The sequence below is a fragment of the Providencia sp. PROV175 genome (assembly GCF_032707045.1).
Lineage (GTDB): Bacteria > Pseudomonadota > Gammaproteobacteria > Enterobacterales > Enterobacteriaceae > Providencia > Providencia hangzhouensis.
Genome location: NZ_CP120533.1, coordinates 2,092,586 through 2,114,934, shown reverse-complemented (window position 1 = coordinate 2,114,934; position 22,349 = coordinate 2,092,586). Strand labels below are relative to the sequence as shown.

Sequence of the window (22,349 nt, the reverse complement as noted above, 5' to 3'; positions counted from 1 at the left end):
ATACAAAAGTATCTAACCCCATACATAGAGGCCCCTTTTCCTAAATAAATTCCTATAATGGTATACCTATTTTTTCTAACGTATTTGGTACTAATAAAAAAAGGCACCAGTAAAAAACTGAAGGGCTTGCAGGCTCACTACTAGTACGATGTCAGCACAATTTAGCGCGATCCAAGCGGGTATTAGCATGGCTGTTTTGCCGCATTTCACTGCCCAAAAGATGGGACTGAGTTGGTTGCAAAGGAACATAAGAGGCTGTTGATGCCATAAGCTCCCTCCACTTTGACACGGGCTGATACCATTATTTAGCCAGCGAATATTTATAGCGGGATTAAAGCAAAGGGCTAATATCTAATATTTCAATCAATGGGAGAACAGCCAGTATGTTGTTTTTACCTTTAAAATTTGCCAAGATAGCCAGGTAAAAGACTTCAGACCTACCACACAATCAGCGGCTATATTGGCTTATGTCGATTAGCTCTATTCTAAGGATCCTACTATGGCCCCCTTTCATCAATTAGCAGCGACAAGTCTCGGCGGGCAACTTATCTCTATGAAAGACTACGCTGATAAGGTGGTTCTCGTCGTTAATACCGCCAGTCATTGTGGTTTTACACCACAATACAACGGCTTAGAATCACTCTACAAGAAATATGCTCCTCAGGGCTTTGTGGTGCTTGGTTTCCCCTGTAATCAGTTTGGCAAACAAGAACCCGGTAGCGCTGAGGAAATCGCGCAGACCTGCTTTATTAACTACGAAGTGAGCTTTCCAATATTCGAAAAAGTCGACGTTAATGGGAGCTCTGCTCACCCGATATTCCGTTACCTGAAAAACGAGCTACCAGGTCTAATGGGTGGGCGGATCAAGTGGAACTTTACTAAATTCTTGGTCGGGCGTGACGGTAAACCGCTCAAACGCTTCGCACCATTCACTACCCCTGAAAAAATGGAAGCAATAATCCTTTCGGCACTTCAAATTTAAGTGTTCACTAATTTGCTCAATTAAATCGAATGCTATTAAAGACTAAAAAACAAAAAAGCCCATTTTTACATGGGCTTAAGTTGTTATTTTGCCAGCCAGTGCCAGCTAATTCTTATTGGGGGATTATTCCCACTCAATAGTCGCAGGCGGTTTGCCGCTGATATCATAAACGACGCGGGAAATACCATCGACTTCATTAATGATGCGGTTTGAAACGCGGCCTAAGAAGTCATAAGGTAAATGTGCCCAATGAGCGGTCATAAAGTCGATGGTTTCAACTGCACGCAGTGAAACAACCCAGTCATATTTACGACCATCACCCATGACGCCAACAGAGCGGACAGGTAAGAATACGGTAAATGCTTGGCTAACTTTATGATATAAATCTGCTTTGTGCAGTTCTTCAATAAAGATAGCATCTGCACGACGTAATAAGTCACAGTACTCTTTCTTCACTTCACCTAACACGCGAACCCCTAAACCTGGGCCTGGGAATGGGTGGCGATACAGCATATCGTACGGGAGGCCTAATTCGAGACCAATTTTACGGACTTCATCTTTAAACAATTCTTTTAATGGCTCAACTAAACCAAGTTTCATGTCATCCGGCAGACCACCTACGTTATGGTGAGACTTGATAACGTGCGCTTTGCCCGTTGCTGATGCTGCTGATTCGATGACGTCTGGGTAAATCGTCCCTTGAGCCAACCATTTAATATTAGGCAGCTTAGATGACTCTTCATCAAATACTTCGATAAATACGTGGCCAATTTTCTTACGTTTAGCTTCTGGATCGCTGATCCCAGCTAATGCATTTAAGAAGCGATCTTCAGCTTTTGCATGGATGATGTTCAGGTCAAATTTACCTGCGAACATTTCCATTACTTGGTCTGCTTCGTTTAAACGCAATAAACCGTTATCAACGAACACACAGGTTAAACGTTTACCAATTGCACGGTTTAATAGCAATGCCGTAACCGATGAATCAACACCACCCGATAATGCGAGCAGTACATGGTCATCACCAATTTGCTCTTTTAAACGCGCTACTGTGTCTTCGATAATTGCCGCTGGTGTCCACAGGGCTTCACATTGGCAAATATCTTTCACAAAACGCGTTAAAATATTTAGGCCTTGGTGAGTGTGAGTCACTTCTGGGTGGAATTGAACACCGTAGAATTTCTTTTCTTCATTTGCCATGATGGCATATGGGCAGCTTGGCGTGCTGGCGATAGTTTTAAAATCAGCAGGGATAGCTGTAACTTTATCACCATGGCTCATCCAGACATCAAGTACTGGTTTGCCAGCTTCGTTCAGAGAGTCATGAATATCACGGAATAATTCACATTGCTCAGTGATTTCGACATTGGCATAACCGAACTCACGTTCACCAGAGACTTCAACTGCACCACCCAACTGCATTGACATGGTTTGCATGCCATAACAAATACCTAATACAGGAACACCTGCATTAAATACGTAATCAGGAGCTCGTGGGCTATCTGACTCAGTCGTACTTTCTGGCCCGCCAGAAAGAATAATACCGTTTGGATTAAATCCTCGAATTTGTTCTTCTGTAACGTCCCACGCCCAGAGTTCACAGTAAACGCCAATTTCACGAATACGACGGGCGATCAGCTGTGTATATTGCGAGCCGAAATCAAGAATAAGAATGCGATGTTTATGGATATTTGTTGTCATTTGAGGAGAATTCCAAAAATTCAAGTCAAAAATAAGAATCGGTGACGCAATCAAATGAATGCGCCACCCTGAGAAACTTTATCGATTATTGCCCCAAACGGTAGTTTGGAGATTCTTTCGTGATAGTAACATCATGAACGTGGCTTTCTTGGATACCGGCTCCACTGATGCGAACAAATTCTGCTTTTGTTCTTAATGCATCAATAGTACCACAGCCCGTCAGGCCCATACAGGAGCGTAAGCCACCCATTTGTTGATGAATGATTTCTTTTAGGCGACCTTTGTATGCTACGCGGCCTTCAATGCCTTCTGGCACTAATTTGTCTGCTGCATTATCAGATTGGAAGTAACGATCTGACGAACCTTTAGACATCGCACCCAGTGAACCCATACCACGGTATGCTTTGTAAGTACGGCCTTGGAATAAAATAGTTTCTCCCGGAGACTCTTCAGTTCCTGCGAACATTGAGCCGACCATCACACAGGCTGCGCCTGCCGCGATAGCTTTAGAGATATCACCTGAGAAGCGAATACCCCCATCCGCGATAACAGGAATACCCGTACCTTCAAGGGCTTCTGCCGCTTCTGCAATAGCTGTAATTTGTGGTACACCCACACCAGTTACGATACGAGTTGTACAAATTGAACCAGGGCCAATACCGACTTTAACGGCGCTAACACCTGCATCAGCCAGCGCTTTCGCCCCTTCCGCGGTTGCTACGTTACCGCCAATGATTTGTAAGTCAGGGTATTTTTGGCGGGTTTCACGAATACGTTGTAATACACCTTCTGAATGACCATGTGATGAGTCAATTAATAAAACGTCAACGCCAGCAGCCACCAGCGCGTCAACACGCTCTTCATTTCCTGCACCAGCACCAACAGCAGCACCAACACGCAAACGGCCTTGCTCGTCTTTACACGCGTTTGGCTTACGTTCTGCTTTTTGGAAGTCTTTAACGGTGATCATCCCTAACAAATGAAAGTTATCATCGATCACTAAGGCTTTTTCTACACGTTTTTCATGCATTTTTTGTAAAACAATTTCACGTGCTTCGCCTTCTTTCACGGTGACTAAACGTTCTTTTGGCGTCATCACAGCAGTAACAGGCTGGTCCAAATCCGTCACGAAACGAACATCGCGGCCCGTAATAATACCAACTAATGAGTTGTCGTTTGCAACTACTGGGTAACCTGCAAAACCATTGCGCTCAGCCATTTCTTGCACTTCACGAATGGTAGTATCAGGCGTTACTGTCACAGGGTCAGTGACGACACCACTTTCATGCTTTTTCACGCGGCGAACTTCTTCCGCTTGGCGCTCAATAGTCATGTTTTTATGGATGAAACCAATGCCACCTTCTTGTGCTAATGCAATAGCAAGATCAGATTCAGTGACAGTATCCATGGCTGCAGAAAGCATAGGAATGTTCAGGCGGATGTTTGCAGTCAGTTGAGTTGATAAATCTGCGGTATTCGGTAATACGGTTGAGTGTGCAGGAACGAGTAAAACGTCGTCGAAAGTAAGTGCTTCTTTTTTAATGCGTAACATAGGCAATATCCCACCAGGCAGCGTTATGGAAAGGTATAAAATATTGCCGCGGCATTATACACACCGAAAACGGTTGCTTCCAGCACTTTTTTGAAAAAAAACTTGATAACTCCTATAGCTGCGTTAGTATCTATCGATTAAGTCATTGTTTTAAAATTTGATCTGGCTCACATGTCGACTTCACAAAATAGCGCAATTTACTCTGTTAGTAAGCTTAACCAATCGGTTCGGGAACTTCTCGATAGCCAAATGGGGCGTATTTGGTTAACAGCTGAAATTTCCAATTTTTCACAACCAAGTTCAGGTCATTGGTACTTAACCTTAAAAGATGACCGGGCTCAAGTGCGTGCGGCAATGTTCCGTGGGCAAAATGCACGAGTCACTTTCCGCCCACAAAATGGCCAGCAAGTTTTAGTTCGAGCGACAGTGACCTTATATGAGCCTCGAGGTGACTACCAATTAATTCTTGAAAGTATGCAGCCAGCCGGTGAAGGCTTACTGCAACAACGTTTTGAGCTATTAAAACAAACACTAAGTGCCCAAGGTTTGTTTGATATTATTCATAAAAAACCACTACCTAGCCCAGCTAAATCCGTCGGTATCATTACCTCGGCAACAGGTGCAGCCCTACATGATATTTTAAATATTTTACGTCGTCGCGACCCTTCCCTGCCTATCACTATCTACCCAACGGCCGTTCAAGGTGAGATGGCACCAGCACAAATTGCTCGGATGATTGAGCTAGCAAATTTGCGTCAAGAATGTGATGTGTTGATCGTCGGTCGCGGGGGCGGTTCACTTGAAGATTTATGGGCATTTAATGAAGAAATCGTTGCTAGAGCCATTTTTGCTAGTCAACTGCCTATAATTAGCGCTGTTGGTCATGAGACCGATGTGACGATTGCCGACTATGTGGCGGACGTAAGAGCACCCACCCCATCTGCAGCGGCCGAGCTTGTTAGCCGTAACCAGTTAGAAATGCTCCGTCAGCTAAAATCTGCGCAGCAACACCTTGAAATGGCAATGGATTATTACGTAGCAGGTCAACAACAAAGGTTTGCTCGTTTGCATCACCGTTTACAGCAACAACACCCACAATTACGTTTGGCACGGCAACATAATCAACTTAATTTATTGCAACAAAAATTGGCGCAGTCGATGACTCGACAACTACAAAATTCGACGGTTAAATTCGAAAAAGTTAATCGCCGTTTACTGCAAAATGATTTGCGCCCTCAGCTGCAAAAACAGCAGCGACAGTTGCAGCAGACACAGTATCATTTGCAGAATATGGTCACGAGTTTGGTTAATAGTTACCGCCAACGTTTCGCAGTAGCTTGTTCAAAAATGGAAGCGGTTAGCCCATTAGCTACCTTAGCTCGCGGGTTTAGTATTAGTGAAACCGCTAAAGGTACAGTGTTGAAAAAAACCAGCCAAGTGAAAGTCGGCCAACCACTAAAAACTCGCCTTAATGATGGCTGGGTTGAAAGCCAAGTCACCCATATTGAGAAGGTTAAAGCCAAAAGAGTATTGAAATAATTATTTTATCCACTTATCTCGATAAAAATAACGAGATAAGTGGTATTAAACTGATACGTTGATTAGAAACGCACCTGTCCGCCAATCATATAAGTGCGCCCTCTAGCTGTTGCATTATTTTTACCGCGTTCTTCCATAATAGCGGTAGAATTTGCACGATTTAGTGCATCCGAATAATTTTTATTCGTGATATTATTGACCGTCATCATCAATTTAAAGTTTTTATTAACTTCATAGTCTGTATATAAATCAATGATTGTAGGTTGTTTTTCATACTTATCTTTTAGTGCATTTCCATCGTTATCAACGATAGACTCTACACCAATTCGTTTTGAAGGGCCGGTCCATGTAATAGTTGTACCTACGGTTAATTTTTCATCCAATAAACGCACACCTGAATCCAAGGTCACATAATAATCAGGAAGCTCAGTGAAATCTCCCGCACTAAAATCAGCAACCTTAGCTATGGAGTTAGGTTGATCCCCAGTTTCTTTGGTATAGGATAATGTTGAATAAACTATACCTGCATCATAATTAGCCTGTAATTCATAGCCACGAAGATTAACATCATGAGGCTCATTGACATACATATAGCTTTTACGCATAAATTCTGGGAATTCTTTGTCCCATACATCATCATTCATTAAACACCAAGCCAGTTCAGCATTTGATCTTGGGCGACAAAGTAAATAAGGCTTACTCGTAATATAGTCTTTAATTTTTGTATGGAACCATAATGCCTTCATATTAAATTGGTCACCTTCAAAAATTAAATCCGGTTTAAAGCTATTAAAACCAACTTGCCATGTCTGTGATTTCTCTTCTTTTAAGAATGGGTTCATTGAATTACCACCTTCTTGAGAATAAAAAACTTCTTGCGTATTCGGCGCTCTCATTGAATGCGCATAACTGACAAATGGCTGGAATTCAGGAATAATTTCTGCTGATAATAAAACTCCGGGGTTAAAACCATTACCCCGTAAATTTAAAGTTGCAGCTTCCTGTGGAAAACAAAAATCTTGATCACCACATGCAGGTTTAAAACCTTTTAAGTGATAATTCATATAATTCAAATCAAAAATTGCTGTATAGATCCCATACTTGGCTTCCAATTGTGTATATACGCTCGCAAGATCTAACGACCCACTTGGCGAGAATGGATTATAGTTCAACGTATCTTGGTCAATAACAGAACTAACCTCTCGCTCATACTTCGTTTTAGATAACTTAGAACCTATTTTCCATTCAAAATCAATATCACCATAGGAAAACCGGCTTGTATTAGAAAGATTAAGACCATCGCCAATATTTTTGGATTTACCTTGCCTTAATGCCCAACCTAATGAGTCACCTTCAAATTGTTGGTCATTTTTTCCATGACTCGCTAAAACCTCAACATCAATTAATTCATTTAGCGGCGTATATTTATATTTAATATAATAATCTTCACTATTAATCTTTCTTCGTGTGAGCTTATTTTGTAAGAAACGACCACTGAATTCTAATTCATGGCTGTCATTAGGTTTATATTTCAATTTAGCTAATTGCGATTGTGGCTTTTGTTTGAAAGTGGAGTCGGTGGCAAATTCATCACTATCAAACCCATCACCATTTTTATAACTGCCAGGAATATTATGGCCGCTAACCGCAATTAAACCGCCAAAATAGCCATCATCTTGCAATAATGTCTTTCCTGCGACCGCTACCATGCCATTATAACCGAGACCATTATCTCCCCAGCTAGCTTTACTACGCAGCCCATATACATTATCTTTAAAAATCACATCATCAATACCGATAGTACGAAAATTTGCACTCCCTGCTAAAGCGTTAACACTATTGCCTCCATTTAATTGCCCTTTCTCTACTTCAACTTCAACAATAAAATTTGGGTCAATTAAAGCGCCAAAATCATTATTTGGCTGTTGTCCATGTGTATATTGACTTGGGGAAATTCCATAATAACTTTGCGTGACACCATCCACCATCATATTCACGCGACCAAAACCACTCAACCCGCGAATATTGACATTAACGGTACCTTGGCTGGCATCCATTTGAGTATAGGTTCCGGGCATGGTACGAATAATTTTATCCATCGACTGCAATTTATTTTCCGTACCCACCGCGCTATAAGCACCCGGTTTTTCCAATGCCTTGACTAATGGGGTTTGTTTCTGCGCACCTGAAACTTTTAATTGGCTAAAATTAACCACACCCTCTTTCTGCTTATTTTGCTGTTGCTTATTTTCAGCCAAAGCGATCCCTTGGTAGCTAGTGGCAATAATGCCAGCTACCATAATTATTGTTTTATTATTCATTAAACCATTCCTGTAAACGTACTGAGTGTCATACGCTCACACCGCTAGCACAGGCCAAATAGTGCCTGTGAAAAGGCTCAGCAACAATGTGATTAATCTTGTTGCTGGCCTAAAATCACCTAAATTTTATAGGTTAATTATTATTTTAAATATGGAAAATATTTGTCTTTATTTTCAAGCATAAGAATAAAGCTATATTCTTGGGCAATATCATCGAGTGCATTAAAACGCCCTGATTTACCGCCATGGCCCGCATTCATATTCGTTTCTAATAATAATAATGAATTACCTTGTTTAATATCTCGCAATTTAGCCACCCATTTTGCAGGTTCCCAGTATTGAACTTGGGAATCATGTAACCCTGTCGTCACTAAAATATGTGGGTAATGTTGTGCTTTGATATTGTCATAAGGGCTATACGCTTTAATTCGCCAGTAATCCTCTTCATTTTCAGGGTTACCCCACTCGTCGTATTCCCCAGTAGTCAGAGGAATTGATGGGTCTAACATTGTGGTTACCACATCTACAAATGGAACAGCGGAAACAACACCCTCGTATAAGTCAGGCGCCATATTCACCACCGCTCCCATTAATAAGCCCCCCGCACTGCCCCCCATGGCATACACATGCCCTGCTTTACCATAACCTTCTGATAATAACCCTTTGGTTGCATCAATAAAGTCAGTAAATGTATTCATTTTGTGGATTGTTTTGCCTTGTATGTACCAATTTTTACCTAAGTCACCACCACCACGAATATGTGCAATCGCGTAAACAAAACCGCGATCCAATAAAGACAAACGAGATGAACTAAAAGAAGGGTCTATGCCATATCCATAAGCGCCATAACCATAGACTAACAATGGATTTTGACCATGTTTGAAAAGATCTTTACGGTAAACTAAGGAAACAGGGACTTTTACCCCATCTTGTGCAGTGACCCAAATACGCTCACTTTGGTAATTTTGCTTATTAAAATCTTTAACTTCTTCTTGTTTTAAAAGCTGTTTTTCTTGAGTCAGCATATTAATTTCATATACTGAAGACGGTGTGGTCATTGATGAGTAGCCGTAGCGTAATGTGTCCGTATCAGGCTCAGGGTTATTCCCAATCCACGCCATGTAAGTTGGGTCATCAAAGCTCACTTGGTTTTCTTTATGCGTTAACCAACTGATTTGGCGTATATTTACTAAGCCGTTTTGGCGCTCTTCTACCACTAACCAGTTATTAAATAACGCAAAACCTTCAAGATCAACCCCATCACGTGGTGCAATAAAGCTTACCCACGGCGCTGAAATATTGTCTGCAATATATAAACCAAACAATGGGTGCTGGTGATTAGAACGAATATAGAATTTACCATTGAAATGATCAGGATAGTACTCAACCCCAACTTGACGTGGTTTTAAGATTTTAGCATCATTTTGTGGCTGATTTGCATCAATTAACCGATATTCAGAAGTTTCAGTACTCGTGACACCTATTAAAATAAAATCTTTTGACGTCGATTTCGCTAAACTAACGTAAAAAGTATCATCCTTTTCTTCATACACCAGTTTGTCTTGAGTTTGCTGTGTACCGTATTGGTGCCTAACCACTTGATAAGGAAGCAATGTTTGCTTGTCCTTATTCACATAGAATAGCGTTTGGTTATCATTAGCCCAAACAATATTCCCTGATGTATTGGTTAATACATTCTCTTGCCACTCGCTCTCATCAATTTTTCGAAATGACACTGCAAATTCATTACGCCCTTGGCGATCTTCGGCAATGGCAAGCGTGGTATTATCTGGCGAAATAGCTAACGCGCCCATACGATAATATTCAGTGCCTTCGGCACGTTCATTACCGTCAACTAATACAACCCATTCACCCTGACTATTTACCGGACGTCTTTCATAGATAGAATAATTTTTTCCCGCAACCACTCGTGAGCGGTAAGTATAACCATTATAATTATAGGGAACTGACTCATCGTCCTGCTTCATACGCGAAAATAGTTCATCGTAAATCTCTTTTTTTAACGACTCACCTTTCTCTAATTGTTGCTTTGTATAGTCATTTTCTTGCGTTAAGTATTCGATAATTTCTGGAGACTCACGTTGGTCATCCCTTAACCAATAATAGTTATCAACACGGACATCTCCGTGAGTAGTCATTGTATGTGGTTGTTTTTTGGCTATTGGTGCTGACATTCTATCCTCCGCAGCACTGGTTGCTGCATATAAACCAAGTAATGTAATAAGACAAAACTCAGTAAGTTTATTACGCATAATTCATCCAATCTATTTTTCATTAAGAGTAAAATCAATAGGGATCCTGACTGTTACCCGCCCGTTGATTAAAATTTCAGTAGGTGGTTCAGGTAAAGGTGCCGCTCTTGATAAAACCTGCAAGGCTTCTCTATCCAACGATCGCGTTCCAGATGAACTCACCAGCTCGCTATCAAGTAAAAAACCTTGTGAGTCAACCGTAAATGTTACTGCTGATTGACCAACTCGCCCTCGCCTTACGGCATCTTCAGGGAAACGCTTGTATTTATTTAATTTCCCCAATACTTGTGCTTCCCACAGCCTTTTCGCGTTCTCTATCGATTGTGATTGGCTATTAAATTCTGCGGCAATTTTCTGAGTCTGTAATGGCGCTGCTGCATCACTGGTGACAGGGGCATCATTGGCTTTTGAATCAGTCGCTTGTTTTTGTTCAACCACCTGCTTTTCATGTTTTTGTTTTTTTACTTCAACATTTCGCTTTGTACTCGCCGTATTAGCCACTTGCACTTCTGCCTGCTCATTGATGGCTAATGGTGGGATAATTTTCTCTTCTGATGGAGCCTCATGTGCCTGACTTGCCACCGCTAACTCTTGTAATTGACCAATGTTAACTTCTGTCAATTGTTCGGCTTGCGACTCTATCGAAATTTCCATCACCACTGATGGTGGAGGCAATAGCTCTTCCCATTGTTGATTATAAGTTACCCATATATAGCCCCCAACCACAGCGACATGAAGAGCAATTGCCAATGCGAACCACCCACTCATCTTCGTCGTTCGCTTTAAATACTCATTTTCAAATGTTGTTATACTCATTTTTATCTTATGTACTTATGTATCTTCACACAAACGCAAATGATAATTAACAACAAACGAAAATGAAAATCATTTCTTAATGAAAATAAAGAATACTTCACAAAATTAACTTTTTGAAATCATTAGGTTGCTATTATTTAGTCATCATTTAGGTGTATACCAAACAAAATCAGCATGTAAATGGTCTATTTCATCCCCTCTCTCTGAAATAATTAACACTTTGACTGATTCGTCAGGTGCGAGGTCTTGTACATGTAAAGGTACCCCAATAGCTCTTGTTGCATGATAGCCACCTGCGAATAGAAGCGCGGGTGTAGGTGCATTTAATAACGACTCTGCCATACGGCGGTCACGCAACTGCTGTATAAAGGTCATTTTAGCCACTTGTTCCGCTGTCAGTTCCCCACCATGAGAACTTTCAATCGTTTTACTGATAAGTTCTTGAACAATGGGTTGAGCTGAATATTGCCCCGTTACTGATGACGGGTTAGCGTAGGCGGCAAGTACCTCTTTTTTATCTAGGTTTGCCGACAGTAGCGGATAAGGCGAGCTCAGCAAATGGCGGATTAAAGCCCCATATTGCTCCCAAGGCCAACCACTATTCCAATTTAAGGCGGACTGTAGCTTTTCGTCACGAATATAAGGGTTATTTTGCATCTGCGCCTGTACACGGTTCACACTATTTTGCTGCGACGGTGTCAACATTTCGAGTAGAACCGCACCTTGAGGCCGTATTTTTGGCATTTCTTGTGCAAGCCATTGCTCAATTTGGTGGTGATAATGGTTATCATGCTTTTCTCCGACAATGACGCGTGGAGATTGAGCAAGCTGCTCGATTAATTGCTGAGGTGTTAAAGACTTACCTGTTGCTAAGTCAATAATTTGGTTGCTTACTGTTAGTTGGCTATCTAATTGTACGATTGTCGGTTCAATTTTTTGTGTACAACCGATAAGGAAAAATAACCCAACCATTAAAGTGGCTATTTGAGAGGTCAATCTTATTGAAATCATTATGCTTTCCATCTTATGTTGTCAAGCTAATAAGATACAGATAATGATAATCATTTTCAATAAAAAGGCTCCTATAAAATCATAGAAGCCTTTAACACAAATTAATTAATATTAACCCTTAGAGTGGATTTGTTTGTGCTTCAACCACTGCCAATGCCACCATATTCACGATACGACGTACCGAAGCAATTGGTGTTAATATATGCACAGGTTTCGCAACCCCCATTAACACTGGCCCGACAGTCACACCATCAGAGCTTGTGACACGCAGTAAATTATAACTAATACGTGCTGCTTCCATATTTGGCATAATTAATAAATTTGCTGAACCTTTTAATGGACTATCAGGCATCACATCTTTACGGATAGATTCAATTAATGCGGCATCCGCATGCATTTCACCATCAATTTCCAAATGTGGGTCACGTGCTTTGATCATCGTTAGCGTATCACGCATTTTTTGTGCAGATGCGCAATCTGAAGAACCAAAGCTAGAACGCGATAACAGAGCCACTTTTGGCTCAATACCAAAGCGTCTTACTGTATCCGCTGCCATTAACGTGATTTCAGTTAGCTCTTCCGGTGAAGGGTCTTCATTGACATAAGTGTCTGCGATAAACGTATTACCCGTTGGTAATAACAATGCATTCATTGCACCTGCTGCATGAACACCCTCGCGGAAACCAAATAAATCTTTAACAACTTCATAGTGTTCGCCATAACTGCCCACCGTACCACAAATCATCCCGTCGGCTTCGCCACGCAACACCATGATCCCACCAATTAAGGTTGGGTTATTAATCACCGCACGGCGCGCCATTTCTTGGGAAATACCACGACGTTTCATGATTTGGTAGTATTCTTGCCAATATTCTTTATAACGCGGGTCGTTTTCGTTATTAACTACTTCAAAATCTTTACCTAACTCAATATGTAGGCCGAGTTTTTGAATACGCATTTCAATCACACTTGGGCGCCCAACTAAAATTGGGAAAGCTAAACCTAAAGACACTAGTTCTTGAGTCGCATGCAATACACGCTCTTCTTCCCCTTCAGCTAATACAATGCGTTTTTTCGCCGTCTTAGCTTGAGAGAAAATAGGTTTCATGAATAAATTTGTTTTATAAACAAATTGATTTAATTTTTCGATATAGGCATCAAAGTCTTCAATTGGACGCGTTGCTACCCCTGAATCCATAGCTGCTTTTGCCACTGCTGGCGCAATTTTCACAATCAAACGCGGGTCAAATGGTTTCGGAATAATATATTCAGGGCCAAAGAATAAATCTTGGTTGCCATACGCAGAAGCCACTTCTTCGCTTTGCTCAGCCAATGCAAGGTCTGCAATGGCATATACACAAGCCAGTTTCATTTCTTCATTAATCGTTGTTGCGCCAACATCTAGCGCACCACGGAAAATGAATGGGAAACATAATACGTTATTAACCTGATTTGGGTAATCAGAACGACCAGTACAGATGATGGCATCAGGGCGAACTTCTTTTGCCAAAGGTGGTAAAATTTCGGGTTCAGGATTAGCCAATGCTAAGATTAGAGGATCTTTTGCCATGGTTTTCACCATTTCTGGCGTTAAAAGACGTGGACCTGAACAGCCTAAGAAAATATCTGCATTAGGAATCGCATCAGCCAAAGTACGTTGGCCGTTATCTTCAATTGCATACGCGGCTTTGGTGACATCCATGCGTTCGTCACGGCCTTTGTAAATCACCCCTTTTGAATCACAAACGGTGATATGTTCGCGTTTCAACCCCAACGCGACTAATAAATTCATACAAGCGATTGATGCCGCCCCGGCGCCAGAAACCACCAGACGCACATCACCAATATCTTTTTTAACAATACGTAAGCCATTGATAACAGCGGCAGTACAGATGATTGCGGTACCGTGTTGGTCATCATGGAATACAGGGATTTTCATCCGCTCACGAAGTTTTTGTTCAATATAAAAGCATTCTGGTGCTTTGATATCTTCTAAATTAATACCGCCAAAAGTCGGCTCAAGAGACGCAATGATATCAACTAACTTGTCTGGGTCTGTTTCATCAACTTCAATATCAAAGACATCAACACCAGAAAACTTTTTAAATAGTACACCTTTTCCTTCCATGACAGGTTTACCAGCTAAAGCACCGATATTACCTAACCCAAGGACAGCCGTACCATTAGACACGACCCCGACAAGGTTACCTTTAGCGGTGTAACGATAAGCTTTAAGTGGGTCATCTGCAATTTCAAGACATGGCACTGCAACACCTGGTGAGTATGCTAATGCGAGATCTCTCTGGGTTGTTAGTGGTTTAGTTGGGGTAACCGTAATTTTCCCAGGATGTGGAAACTCATGAAAATCAAGAGCACTTTGTTTTAATTTGTCATCCATCGTCAAGTCCTTTCAAAATAAGTAAGGTAAGAGCGATAACAGTATAAACACATCTCACTAGCAAATCATGATCATACCGGCAATTTCCAGAAAAATCTTTCAATTACAATAGAGTTAGGTCACCGCTAGAGTAAAACGTAATCACATTGATTATATTTTACTATATCGAAACACCTCTCTAATTTTTAAGATATTAACTAAAAATAATTTATTATTAGTTCTATGAGGTTAATATATATAAAAAATTAATTACATTATGAACCCTATCTTAAATACCTTCTCCGTTTAATATTGATTTAAATATTAGATATGAATTTTCTAATTTTAATGTATTATCAACAAGTATCTTATTGTTATTAGCGAGGGATATAATATATTAAGCAAAGAAGTAACATTAAGAATTCCCATACTGATTTTACAATTATTAATACTCCAATTAAATATAATAAATATATCAAAATTAAACTGTCTATTTTATGGAAAGTATCAAACTAGACCTTGAATTTTAAGACATGAAAAAGGAACCCTCTATGTCTAAATATACCGTAATGATTGTTGATGAGCACCCTCTTATACGCTTGGGATTGCGCCAGCTCATAAATACCGATACGCACTTTATTGTCACAGCAGAGTCCTCTTGTTGTTACGAGGCCTTAAGCATTGCAAGGCAGCTACAGCCTAATCTAATTATTATAGATACCAATATTCAAGGTATTAAAACATTTGAAACGATACGATTACTTCGTAAGCACTGCAATAATAGCTACTTATTAGTGTTATCTGCTTCAACAATTAAAACAGATATATATGGCGCTGTTGATGCAGGAGCTCAAGGGTATTTATTAAAAAGCAGTGAGCTTGACATGTTATTTTATAGTATGAAGAAAGCCTCTAGAGGGCAATTAGTTTTCAGTGAAAAAATATATCAGCATCTTATTTCTCGTCATAATTATAATGACCCACTCTCATCACTGACACGGCGAGAATCTGAAATTTTACATGAAATAGCTGTGGGTTTAAAAAACCGTGAAATATCTAATTTACTTTTTATTTCTGAAGAAACGGTTAAAGTTCACATTAGAAATATTCTTAAAAAATTACGTGTTCGCTCTCGTCTTGAAGCTAGCTTAATTTACATGCGTTCAAGATAATTTTTTCTAATTATATTAATTAACAAAGCTAAATTACGAATAATTTAATTATAAGTTTATTATATATTTCTCACATTTGGGCTAGATCCTAAGCGATTTTTGCCTCATTATGTATGGATTATCGCTAGTTTTTTGAGGAAAATCATATGCCCAATACATCTAACTCTCCTTATATCATGTACGGAATTAAAAACTGTGACACCATTAAAAAAGCACGCCGTTACTTAGAAGACAATGGAGTTAACTATCAGTTTCATGATTATCGTGTTGATGGTATTAGCGATAAATTACTTTCTACCTTTATGGAACATATTGATTGGGAAGTGTTAGTAAATAAACGAGGAACAACTTGGCGTAAACTGACTGATGATGAAAAAAATGCAGTGGTTGACTCAAATAGCGCGAAAAAAGTGCTAATTGCAGAGCCCGCCATGGTCAAAAGACCCGTACTTGTTTCTCCAGACAACCGTTACTTAGTTGGGTTTAGCGCAAATGACTACCAAAACTTCATTCGATAATCAGGCGGTTATGATGGATTGCCCAGTTATTCAACTTGCCAAAGAACTGATCTCACGCCCTTCTATCAGCCCTGATGACCAAGGTTGCCAAGCGATACTGACTGAGCGTTTAAACCAACTCGGTTTTACCGTTGAACCCATGCATTTTGGTAACACATTAAATTTTTGGGCACATCGAGGTACTCAAGGTCCAACCCTCGCATTTGCAGGCCATACCGATGTCGTACCAGCAGGCAATAGTGAAAATTGGCAAACACCCCCTTTTAGCCCGACAATTATCAATCAACATTTGTATGGTCGCGGTGCTGCTGATATGAAAGGCTCAGTCGCAGCAATGGTTGTCGCCGCAGAGCGCTTTGTCAAAAAGCACCCTCAACATCAAGGGCGTTTGGCCTTTTTAATCACATCAGATGAAGAAGCCGATGCGCTAGATGGCACGGTCAAAGTGGTCGAAACATTGATGGCACGTAATGAACGCGTTGATTACTGTTTAGTCGGTGAGCCGTCAAGCCAATCACAATTAGGCGACATCATAAAGAATGGTCGAAGAGGCTCTATTACAGCGAATTTAACTATTTTGGGTACACAAGGACACGTTGCTTATCCCCATTTAGCGGACAACCCGGTTCACCGCTCAACCGCTTTTTTACAAGAGCTCACCTCAACTATCTGGGATAACGGCAATGAGTTCTTCCCTGCCACCACCATGCAAATTGCCAATATCCATGCAGGTACTGGGGCAAGTAATGTGATCCCTGGTGAGTTATTTATTCAATTTAATTTTCGTTTTAGCACAGAATTGACCGACACACAAATACGTGACAGGGTCACTAGCATGCTAGAACGCCATGGCTTAACATATAAAATAGAGTGGTCATTATCTGGGCAACCATTTTTAACTGAAAAACAAGAACTTGTCACTGCAACTTTGCAAGCAATTCATGAATTAACTGGTCTTAATGCAGAGTTATCCACAAGCGGTGGAACCTCCGATGGCCGTTTTATCGCCCAAATGGGGACTCAAGTTATTGAGCTCGGCCCACTGAATGCCACCATACATAAAGTTGACGAATGCGTTAGCGTCAAAGACTTGCAACAGCTGGCCTTAATTTATGAACGGGTCATGGAGTTATTGTTATTATGATCACTATTGCCATGTTAACAGGCCGCTCAACTGACCATTTAGTGACACTTGGCGGTTCTCATCGCCTACAGTTCAATGCCACCAAAGCATTTTTAGCCATGCAACAAGCGGCTGTAAAGTCAGGGTTCAAGTTACAATCGGCAAGTGCATTTCGTGATTTTTCACGTCAACAGTTAATTTGGAATGAAAAATTTACCGGTCTCCGCCCTGTTCTTGATGCACAAAGCCAACCTTTAGATATTACAACGCTTTCTGAAGGCGAGCTTTGTGAAGCTATTTTACATTGGTCAGCATTACCCGGTGCAAGCCGCCACCATTGGGGAACCGAAATAGATGTTTATGACCCATTACGTATTCCTTCAGGGCAAACGTTACAGTTAGAGCCTTGGGAATATGAAACTGGTGGCTATTTTGCTGAACTGAACCACTGGCTGACGGATAACATGGCGACATTTGATTTTTATCGCCCTTTCACTGCAAAAAATTCAGGGGTTGCCTATGAACCTTGGCATATTAGCTACTGGCCTTTATCCCATGAAGCTGAACAGCTTTTAACGCTAGAAGTCATTAAACAAGTTCTCCTACAAGAGGATATTTGCGGAAAAAACTGGCTAAACAGTAACTTAGATTATGTATTCGAACGCTATATTAAAGCTCCTGAATAATTTCTAAGCTAACAGAGCAACTTCTATCACGCCTCATAGATTACGCTACATAATTTATGGGGCTTTTTTCTTTTTCGTGGCAATTTGTTCATCAACAACTGGAAGCCGATACATAAAAATAAGCAGCCAACACAACAGTGCCAATAAACCAATTTTTAACCATAAATAGCTAACAACCCAGATTGATAGTGAAAAAGTGAGTATTATCAATACAATTGCTTTTGGTTTTGCCCCTTTCGGTAGCCCTTTATGCTTTTGCCAGTGACGGATATATCCCCCAAACCAAGAGCGATATAATAACCAATGGTGAAAGCGTGGAGATGAACGAGAAAAACACCATGCCGCTAATAACAAGAAAGGCGTAGTCGGCAAAACAGGAAGAATAACGCCAGCAAAAGCCAGCGCAACAGCTAACCATCCAATAACAATGAGGAACAATTTTTTCAAAATTACCCCTCCTCCCGAATAAATAAATCAAATGGTAAAAGCCGCATAAAATCTGTGGTAACTCATAACAATATCAATGGTATACTCTAATGGTAAACACGCTTAATGAAAAGTCGCTTTTGCCGATTGGAATGATTATTGTTCCCATAGCTTTCTTTCTCAGGAATCTTTGAGGTTTCAATGATAGATATTTATTTTTCTTTATATCATTTAGTTTCGATGAAAAGATGCAAAAAAACACAATAGAGGCATACACTAGTATGTACTAGGGTAACTGAGCGATATCAACGCACAGACAGCTCAAAGAATGACTCACTCGGTTCCATTCTAAATTATTTGAGTTGTATGAAGGCGATGAGAGAAGGCATCCCTAGGAGCATACAAAAGTATGTGACTAGGGTAACTGAGCGATATCAACGCACAGACAGCTCAAAAGAATGGCTCTCTCGGTTCCATTCTAAATTATTTGAGTTGTATGAAGGCGATGAGAGAAGGCATCCCTAGGAGCATACAAAAGTATGTGACTAGGGTAACTGAGCGATATCAACGCACAGACAGCTCAAAAGAATGGCTCTCTCGGTTCCATTCTAAATTATTTGAGTTGTATGAAGGCGATGAGAGAAGGCATCCCTAGGAGCATACAAAAGTATGTGACTAGGGTAACTGAGCGATATCAACGCACAGACAGCTCAAAGAATGACGAATGGAAGGTGAATATGCAATGGTTGACAGACTACTGGTGGATAATCTTGCTCCTATTGGTTGGGCTTATCTGGAACTCAGTCAAAGAAATGATGAAATTGGACCCCAAAAAATTTTTAGATAACAAGCCTGAAATCCCTCCGCATCAGGATAATAACCATCTTTGGGATGATGAAGACGATTGGCCTAAAGACAAGAAGAAGTAATTTTCTGCTTTATTTCAGCTAAAAGTGCTAGTTGGTATTGTTTTACCTGTATACCAACCTCTTCTCTTACTCGTTTTAACCATTGCTTTTGCCCTGTAATACCGACATCCGCGCAAATCTTGGAGATAGGTTCACATAATACAAAATGCCGTCTGAGGAGAGGAAGCCCGTTTGTTTCTTCCCTCAATAAACGCATAATTGCACTTGTACTCGCCGAAATTGGGCGCTTAAACTCACTAAAACCGATCAGTTCTATCCAATCATCTGTCACTAGTTGCTGCTGTGGATCCGTTTCGAACGCAAACTCTTGTAAATCACTGCGCCAATATAGGTCACGTTTTAATCGGGATTCGCCTTGTTCACAAAGTTGGTATGCACGGTTTGAAATAGGTAAAATAGCCATCGCGGTAAAACAGCCACTACTGGCTTCTTTATGCGAACCTATTCGTATTAACCGAAAGCCCGCTTTTTGCCAAAATGCGACTAAGTCTGGTGTTAATCCAAAACTAACAGATAAAAAATCTAACCCTTGCTCTGTAGCAATTGCTTTCTGTTTTTCTAAAAGCGTTAAACCAATTTGGCGCCTACGGTGGTTCGCATCAACGGCAATACGCATCACTCGGCGAGATAGCCATTGTGCCGCAATGGGGAAATAACTATGAGCTGCTAAAGATTGGACAACTAAATTTCCTCTTGGTCGACGAAGCCCAGCCCATATTTGCCAGCTCAATGATTCGGTTAACTGTCCTTCATCTACCATCCATAATGCACCTAAATAGGTACAATCATCAGACTCGGCTTTTGCCACCATAAAATGTTGTTGCTGGGCATCCAATAGTCGTCGTAAATCTAATGGTGACGTTCGATAATGTGCACTCATCAATAAGCCATAAAACGCTTTTAATTGCTCATTATTTTCCGCTAATGATGCCTGAGTTAACGCTTTATATTCAGTATTTCCAGCAAGAACCGTTTGAGTGGTGGGTTCTTGCAGCAATAAAGCCTCATTGACCCACAATTCTAAGGGATCATTAGCCGCGTAGCGCATTGGGTTATCAAGTTGCAGTAAAGTGAAATGAGCTAAACTTGCACAAAATTTTAACGTAAAACCGCGCCCAGTTCCTTCATAACCATCGACTGTCGTAGTTAATAGAACTCGAGGAAAATACCCCACCAGCTCACGTAAGATATAATTAGGAATAGCAGAAGCTTCATCGATGACTAGCCAATCTGCTGTTATTTTTTCATTGCTGCGGCAGTACGCTAATAGGCTATCAGGGGACCAAAAATTAATCTTTTGTCCTGCATGCCGACTTAAAACTTCCGTTGCCACTTTGGCGGGAGCACAACACCAACACTCTCCCATAAATTGTTTTATTAACATCCCAGCTATTGCAGATTTTCCGCGCCCTCTCGGGGCTATCAAGCCCCAAATGCCATGTTTTGCTTTTAATAATTGGCTAATTATTTGTTGCTGCTGTTCTGTTGGCAGGCCTGTCGGTGCTTGCCATAATGGTTTGTTATTTAGTAATGAAAAATCAGGCTCATCTCCTTGTTTATAAAATAAAATATCGGAAGATGTTTGGAAAGTCCGTTGCAGATGGTGAACAAAATTCGGTGTTGGAATGAGCCCCAATTGTTCATTCCAACGTAGGCTGTCTAGATCAGCATTTGTCGCCCACTCAGTTTGAGGTGCAGTACATAAAACTAACAAGCTCCCTGCTTTTAACGTGCCAGCAAGCATGGCTAGGGCTTCACTATGAAAACCTTTACGTGCATCAAAGATGCCATGTAAAAATTCACGGCCCAATAATAGATGTGCATTCTCTGGGGAAACCCCTTGTGGCAAATTCGCTGAAATGGTTAACCAGTCGCCATCAATGGCTGTCTGAAGTTCGTTGAGTTGCTGTTCCACCCACGCACTGTCACCAGAAAGAACCATAAGACGACGCATGCCAACCATATGTAGCTGTTCGATAATAACAGGAAGCAATTTCACCATCGTAATACTATGATTTACCAATTAATAATGACAAGATCCCGGCAGCAATTAAAGGCCCTACAGGAACACCACGGAATAAAGCAACACCAATAACAGTTCCAACAAGTAAGCCTGCAACAGTAGAAGGTTGATGGGACATTAATGTGACACCTCGGCTACCTAACCAAGAAACGGCGATCCCGATGACAATTGCAAGAATCGATTTCCAATTCAAAAATGAGCTCAATACTTCATTTGCCGTTATTTTACCGCTCGCAATTGGCGCCATAACACCGATAGTTAAGATAAGTATCCCAATGGTTAAGCCATATTTTTCAACCCATGGAAAATAATTATTCAATGGTGTTATTCTGACCACCAATAAAAATAACATCGCAAGAGTGACTGTCATATTATGACTAATGATACCTAACCCGGCTAATACCAGTAGAATGATTAATGTTGGGTCAACATGACTCATAGATTTATCCCTGTAAAACGCATAATTATAATTTATTAGCAGCAAATAGACTGATTTAAAAACATGTTATTGGCTCATCAGCAAAGAAGCAAATATTAACGCCAACTCTTTTTATTTTTACGGTGACGATACTTTTATTAATAAAAAACCTTACTATTTCCGCACAATGTATTAACTCAAGTGTGACATTTTAGTTGTTCTTTATTATCTATTTAGTACTTTTTAAAAAATGCCTTCTTAGCATATTTCACGGTGACAAGCCGAATTGTACATAAAATTAGCATGGCAATACAGATAACTCCCATCGCCACCAAAACTTAAGCTAAATATTCGGAATATTCATCACTGTTTATTTTTTTATTTCTGCATTTTTTTTATATTTATCATCATAAAAACCAACTTGTGGTGCCTTTTGCTGAAGATAGTCCTAAATACTTTTACAACCAGACAATCCATCTCAA

17 protein-coding genes are annotated in these 22,349 nt (G+C 40.5%); 7 read left to right on the top strand and 10 right to left on the bottom strand.

What is annotated here, in order from left to right; genetic code table 11:
- The first annotated feature begins 499 nt into the window (after positions 1-499).
- A complete protein-coding gene (locus tag P3L44_RS09270; protein ID WP_110591788.1) occupies positions 500-982 on the top strand; it encodes a glutathione peroxidase in 483 nt (160 codons plus the stop codon).
- 123 nt (positions 983-1,105) lie between these two features.
- Here P3L44_RS09270 and guaA read toward each other — a convergent pair whose 3' ends face one another.
- A complete protein-coding gene (gene guaA / locus P3L44_RS09265; RefSeq protein ID WP_136135441.1) occupies positions 1,106-2,683 on the bottom strand; it encodes a glutamine-hydrolyzing GMP synthase in 1,578 nt (525 codons plus the stop codon).
- Positions 2,684-2,768: 85 nt separating this feature from the next.
- Complete coding sequence (gene guaB / locus P3L44_RS09260) at positions 2,769-4,235, bottom strand: IMP dehydrogenase (RefSeq protein ID WP_004253607.1); 1,467 nt, start codon at positions 4,233-4,235, stop codon at positions 2,769-2,771.
- A 171-nt stretch (positions 4,236-4,406) separates the two neighbouring features.
- On the opposite strand from guaB, the gene xseA reads away from it, so the two are divergent.
- Positions 4,407-5,774 (top strand): exodeoxyribonuclease VII large subunit, encoded by a 1,368-nt coding sequence (xseA, locus tag P3L44_RS09255; RefSeq protein ID WP_140172238.1) that lies wholly within the window; start codon positions 4,407-4,409, stop codon positions 5,772-5,774.
- Positions 5,775-5,836: 62 nt separating this feature from the next.
- On the opposite strand, the gene P3L44_RS09250 is transcribed toward xseA, so the two are convergent.
- From P3L44_RS09250 to maeB, 5 genes are all read right to left on the bottom strand, one after another.
- The gene (locus P3L44_RS09250) at positions 5,837-8,095 is read right to left on the bottom strand and encodes a TonB-dependent receptor domain-containing protein (protein ID WP_272661914.1); all 2,259 of its coding nucleotides are present in this window, start codon (positions 8,093-8,095) and stop codon (positions 5,837-5,839) included.
- A gap of 140 nt (positions 8,096-8,235) precedes the next feature.
- On the bottom strand, positions 8,236-10,368 hold the full coding sequence (locus P3L44_RS09245) for a S9 family peptidase (protein WP_140172240.1): 2,133 nt from the start codon (positions 10,366-10,368) through the stop codon (positions 8,236-8,238).
- Between the two features lie 12 nt (positions 10,369-10,380).
- Positions 10,381-11,184 (bottom strand): energy transducer TonB, encoded by an 804-nt coding sequence (locus tag P3L44_RS09240; RefSeq protein WP_272661913.1) that lies wholly within the window; start codon positions 11,182-11,184, stop codon positions 10,381-10,383.
- Between the two features lie 144 nt (positions 11,185-11,328).
- Positions 11,329-12,195 (bottom strand): ChaN family lipoprotein, encoded by an 867-nt coding sequence (locus P3L44_RS09235; RefSeq protein ID WP_272661912.1) that lies wholly within the window; start codon positions 12,193-12,195, stop codon positions 11,329-11,331.
- A 118-nt stretch (positions 12,196-12,313) separates the two neighbouring features.
- Positions 12,314-14,593, bottom strand: coding sequence for an NADP-dependent oxaloacetate-decarboxylating malate dehydrogenase (gene maeB / locus P3L44_RS09230; protein WP_004253593.1), 2,280 nt, complete (start codon positions 14,591-14,593; stop codon positions 12,314-12,316).
- A 530-nt stretch (positions 14,594-15,123) separates the two neighbouring features.
- Between maeB and P3L44_RS09225 the strand changes: the two genes are divergently transcribed.
- The 4 genes from P3L44_RS09225 to P3L44_RS09210 all read left to right on the top strand — a co-directional run bounded on the left by P3L44_RS09225 (position 15,124) and on the right by P3L44_RS09210 (position 18,071).
- Entirely contained in the window at positions 15,124-15,744 is a 621-nt protein-coding gene (locus P3L44_RS09225; RefSeq protein WP_272661911.1) for a LuxR C-terminal-related transcriptional regulator, read from the top strand.
- Between the two features lie 146 nt (positions 15,745-15,890).
- Positions 15,891-16,262 carry an ArsC family reductase gene (locus tag P3L44_RS09220; protein ID WP_227528968.1) on the top strand — a complete coding sequence of 124 codons (372 nt, stop codon included), beginning with the start codon at positions 15,891-15,893 and terminating at the stop codon, positions 16,260-16,262.
- A 13-nt stretch (positions 16,263-16,275) separates the two neighbouring features.
- On the top strand, positions 16,276-17,406 hold the full coding sequence (gene dapE, locus P3L44_RS09215) for a succinyl-diaminopimelate desuccinylase (protein WP_272661934.1): 1,131 nt from the start codon (positions 16,276-16,278) through the stop codon (positions 17,404-17,406).
- The gene (locus P3L44_RS09210) at positions 17,403-18,071 is read left to right on the top strand and encodes a M15 family metallopeptidase (protein ID WP_140172243.1); all 669 of its coding nucleotides are present in this window, start codon (positions 17,403-17,405) and stop codon (positions 18,069-18,071) included. The genes dapE and P3L44_RS09210 overlap by 4 nt, the downstream gene beginning before the upstream one ends.
- Before the next feature lie 54 nt (positions 18,072-18,125).
- On the opposite strand, the gene P3L44_RS09205 is transcribed toward P3L44_RS09210, so the two are convergent.
- Entirely contained in the window at positions 18,126-18,518 is a 393-nt protein-coding gene (locus P3L44_RS09205) for a DUF454 family protein (RefSeq protein ID WP_094960491.1), read from the bottom strand.
- 716 nt (positions 18,519-19,234) lie between these two features.
- Between P3L44_RS09205 and P3L44_RS09200 the strand changes: the two genes are divergently transcribed.
- The gene (locus tag P3L44_RS09200; RefSeq protein ID WP_112307944.1) at positions 19,235-19,426 is read left to right on the top strand and encodes a YpfN family protein; all 192 of its coding nucleotides are present in this window, start codon (positions 19,235-19,237) and stop codon (positions 19,424-19,426) included.
- On the opposite strand, the gene P3L44_RS09195 is transcribed toward P3L44_RS09200, so the two are convergent.
- Both P3L44_RS09195 and P3L44_RS09190 read right to left on the bottom strand, forming a co-directional pair.
- Complete coding sequence (locus tag P3L44_RS09195; protein ID WP_140172245.1) at positions 19,407-21,428, bottom strand: tRNA(Met) cytidine acetyltransferase TmcA; 2,022 nt, start codon at positions 21,426-21,428, stop codon at positions 19,407-19,409. The two genes, P3L44_RS09200 and P3L44_RS09195, sit on opposite strands and share 20 nt — an antisense overlap.
- A gap of 7 nt (positions 21,429-21,435) precedes the next feature.
- The gene (locus P3L44_RS09190; RefSeq protein WP_004253572.1) at positions 21,436-21,888 is read right to left on the bottom strand and encodes a DUF441 domain-containing protein; all 453 of its coding nucleotides are present in this window, start codon (positions 21,886-21,888) and stop codon (positions 21,436-21,438) included.
- Between the last annotated feature and the right edge of the window lie 461 nt (positions 21,889-22,349).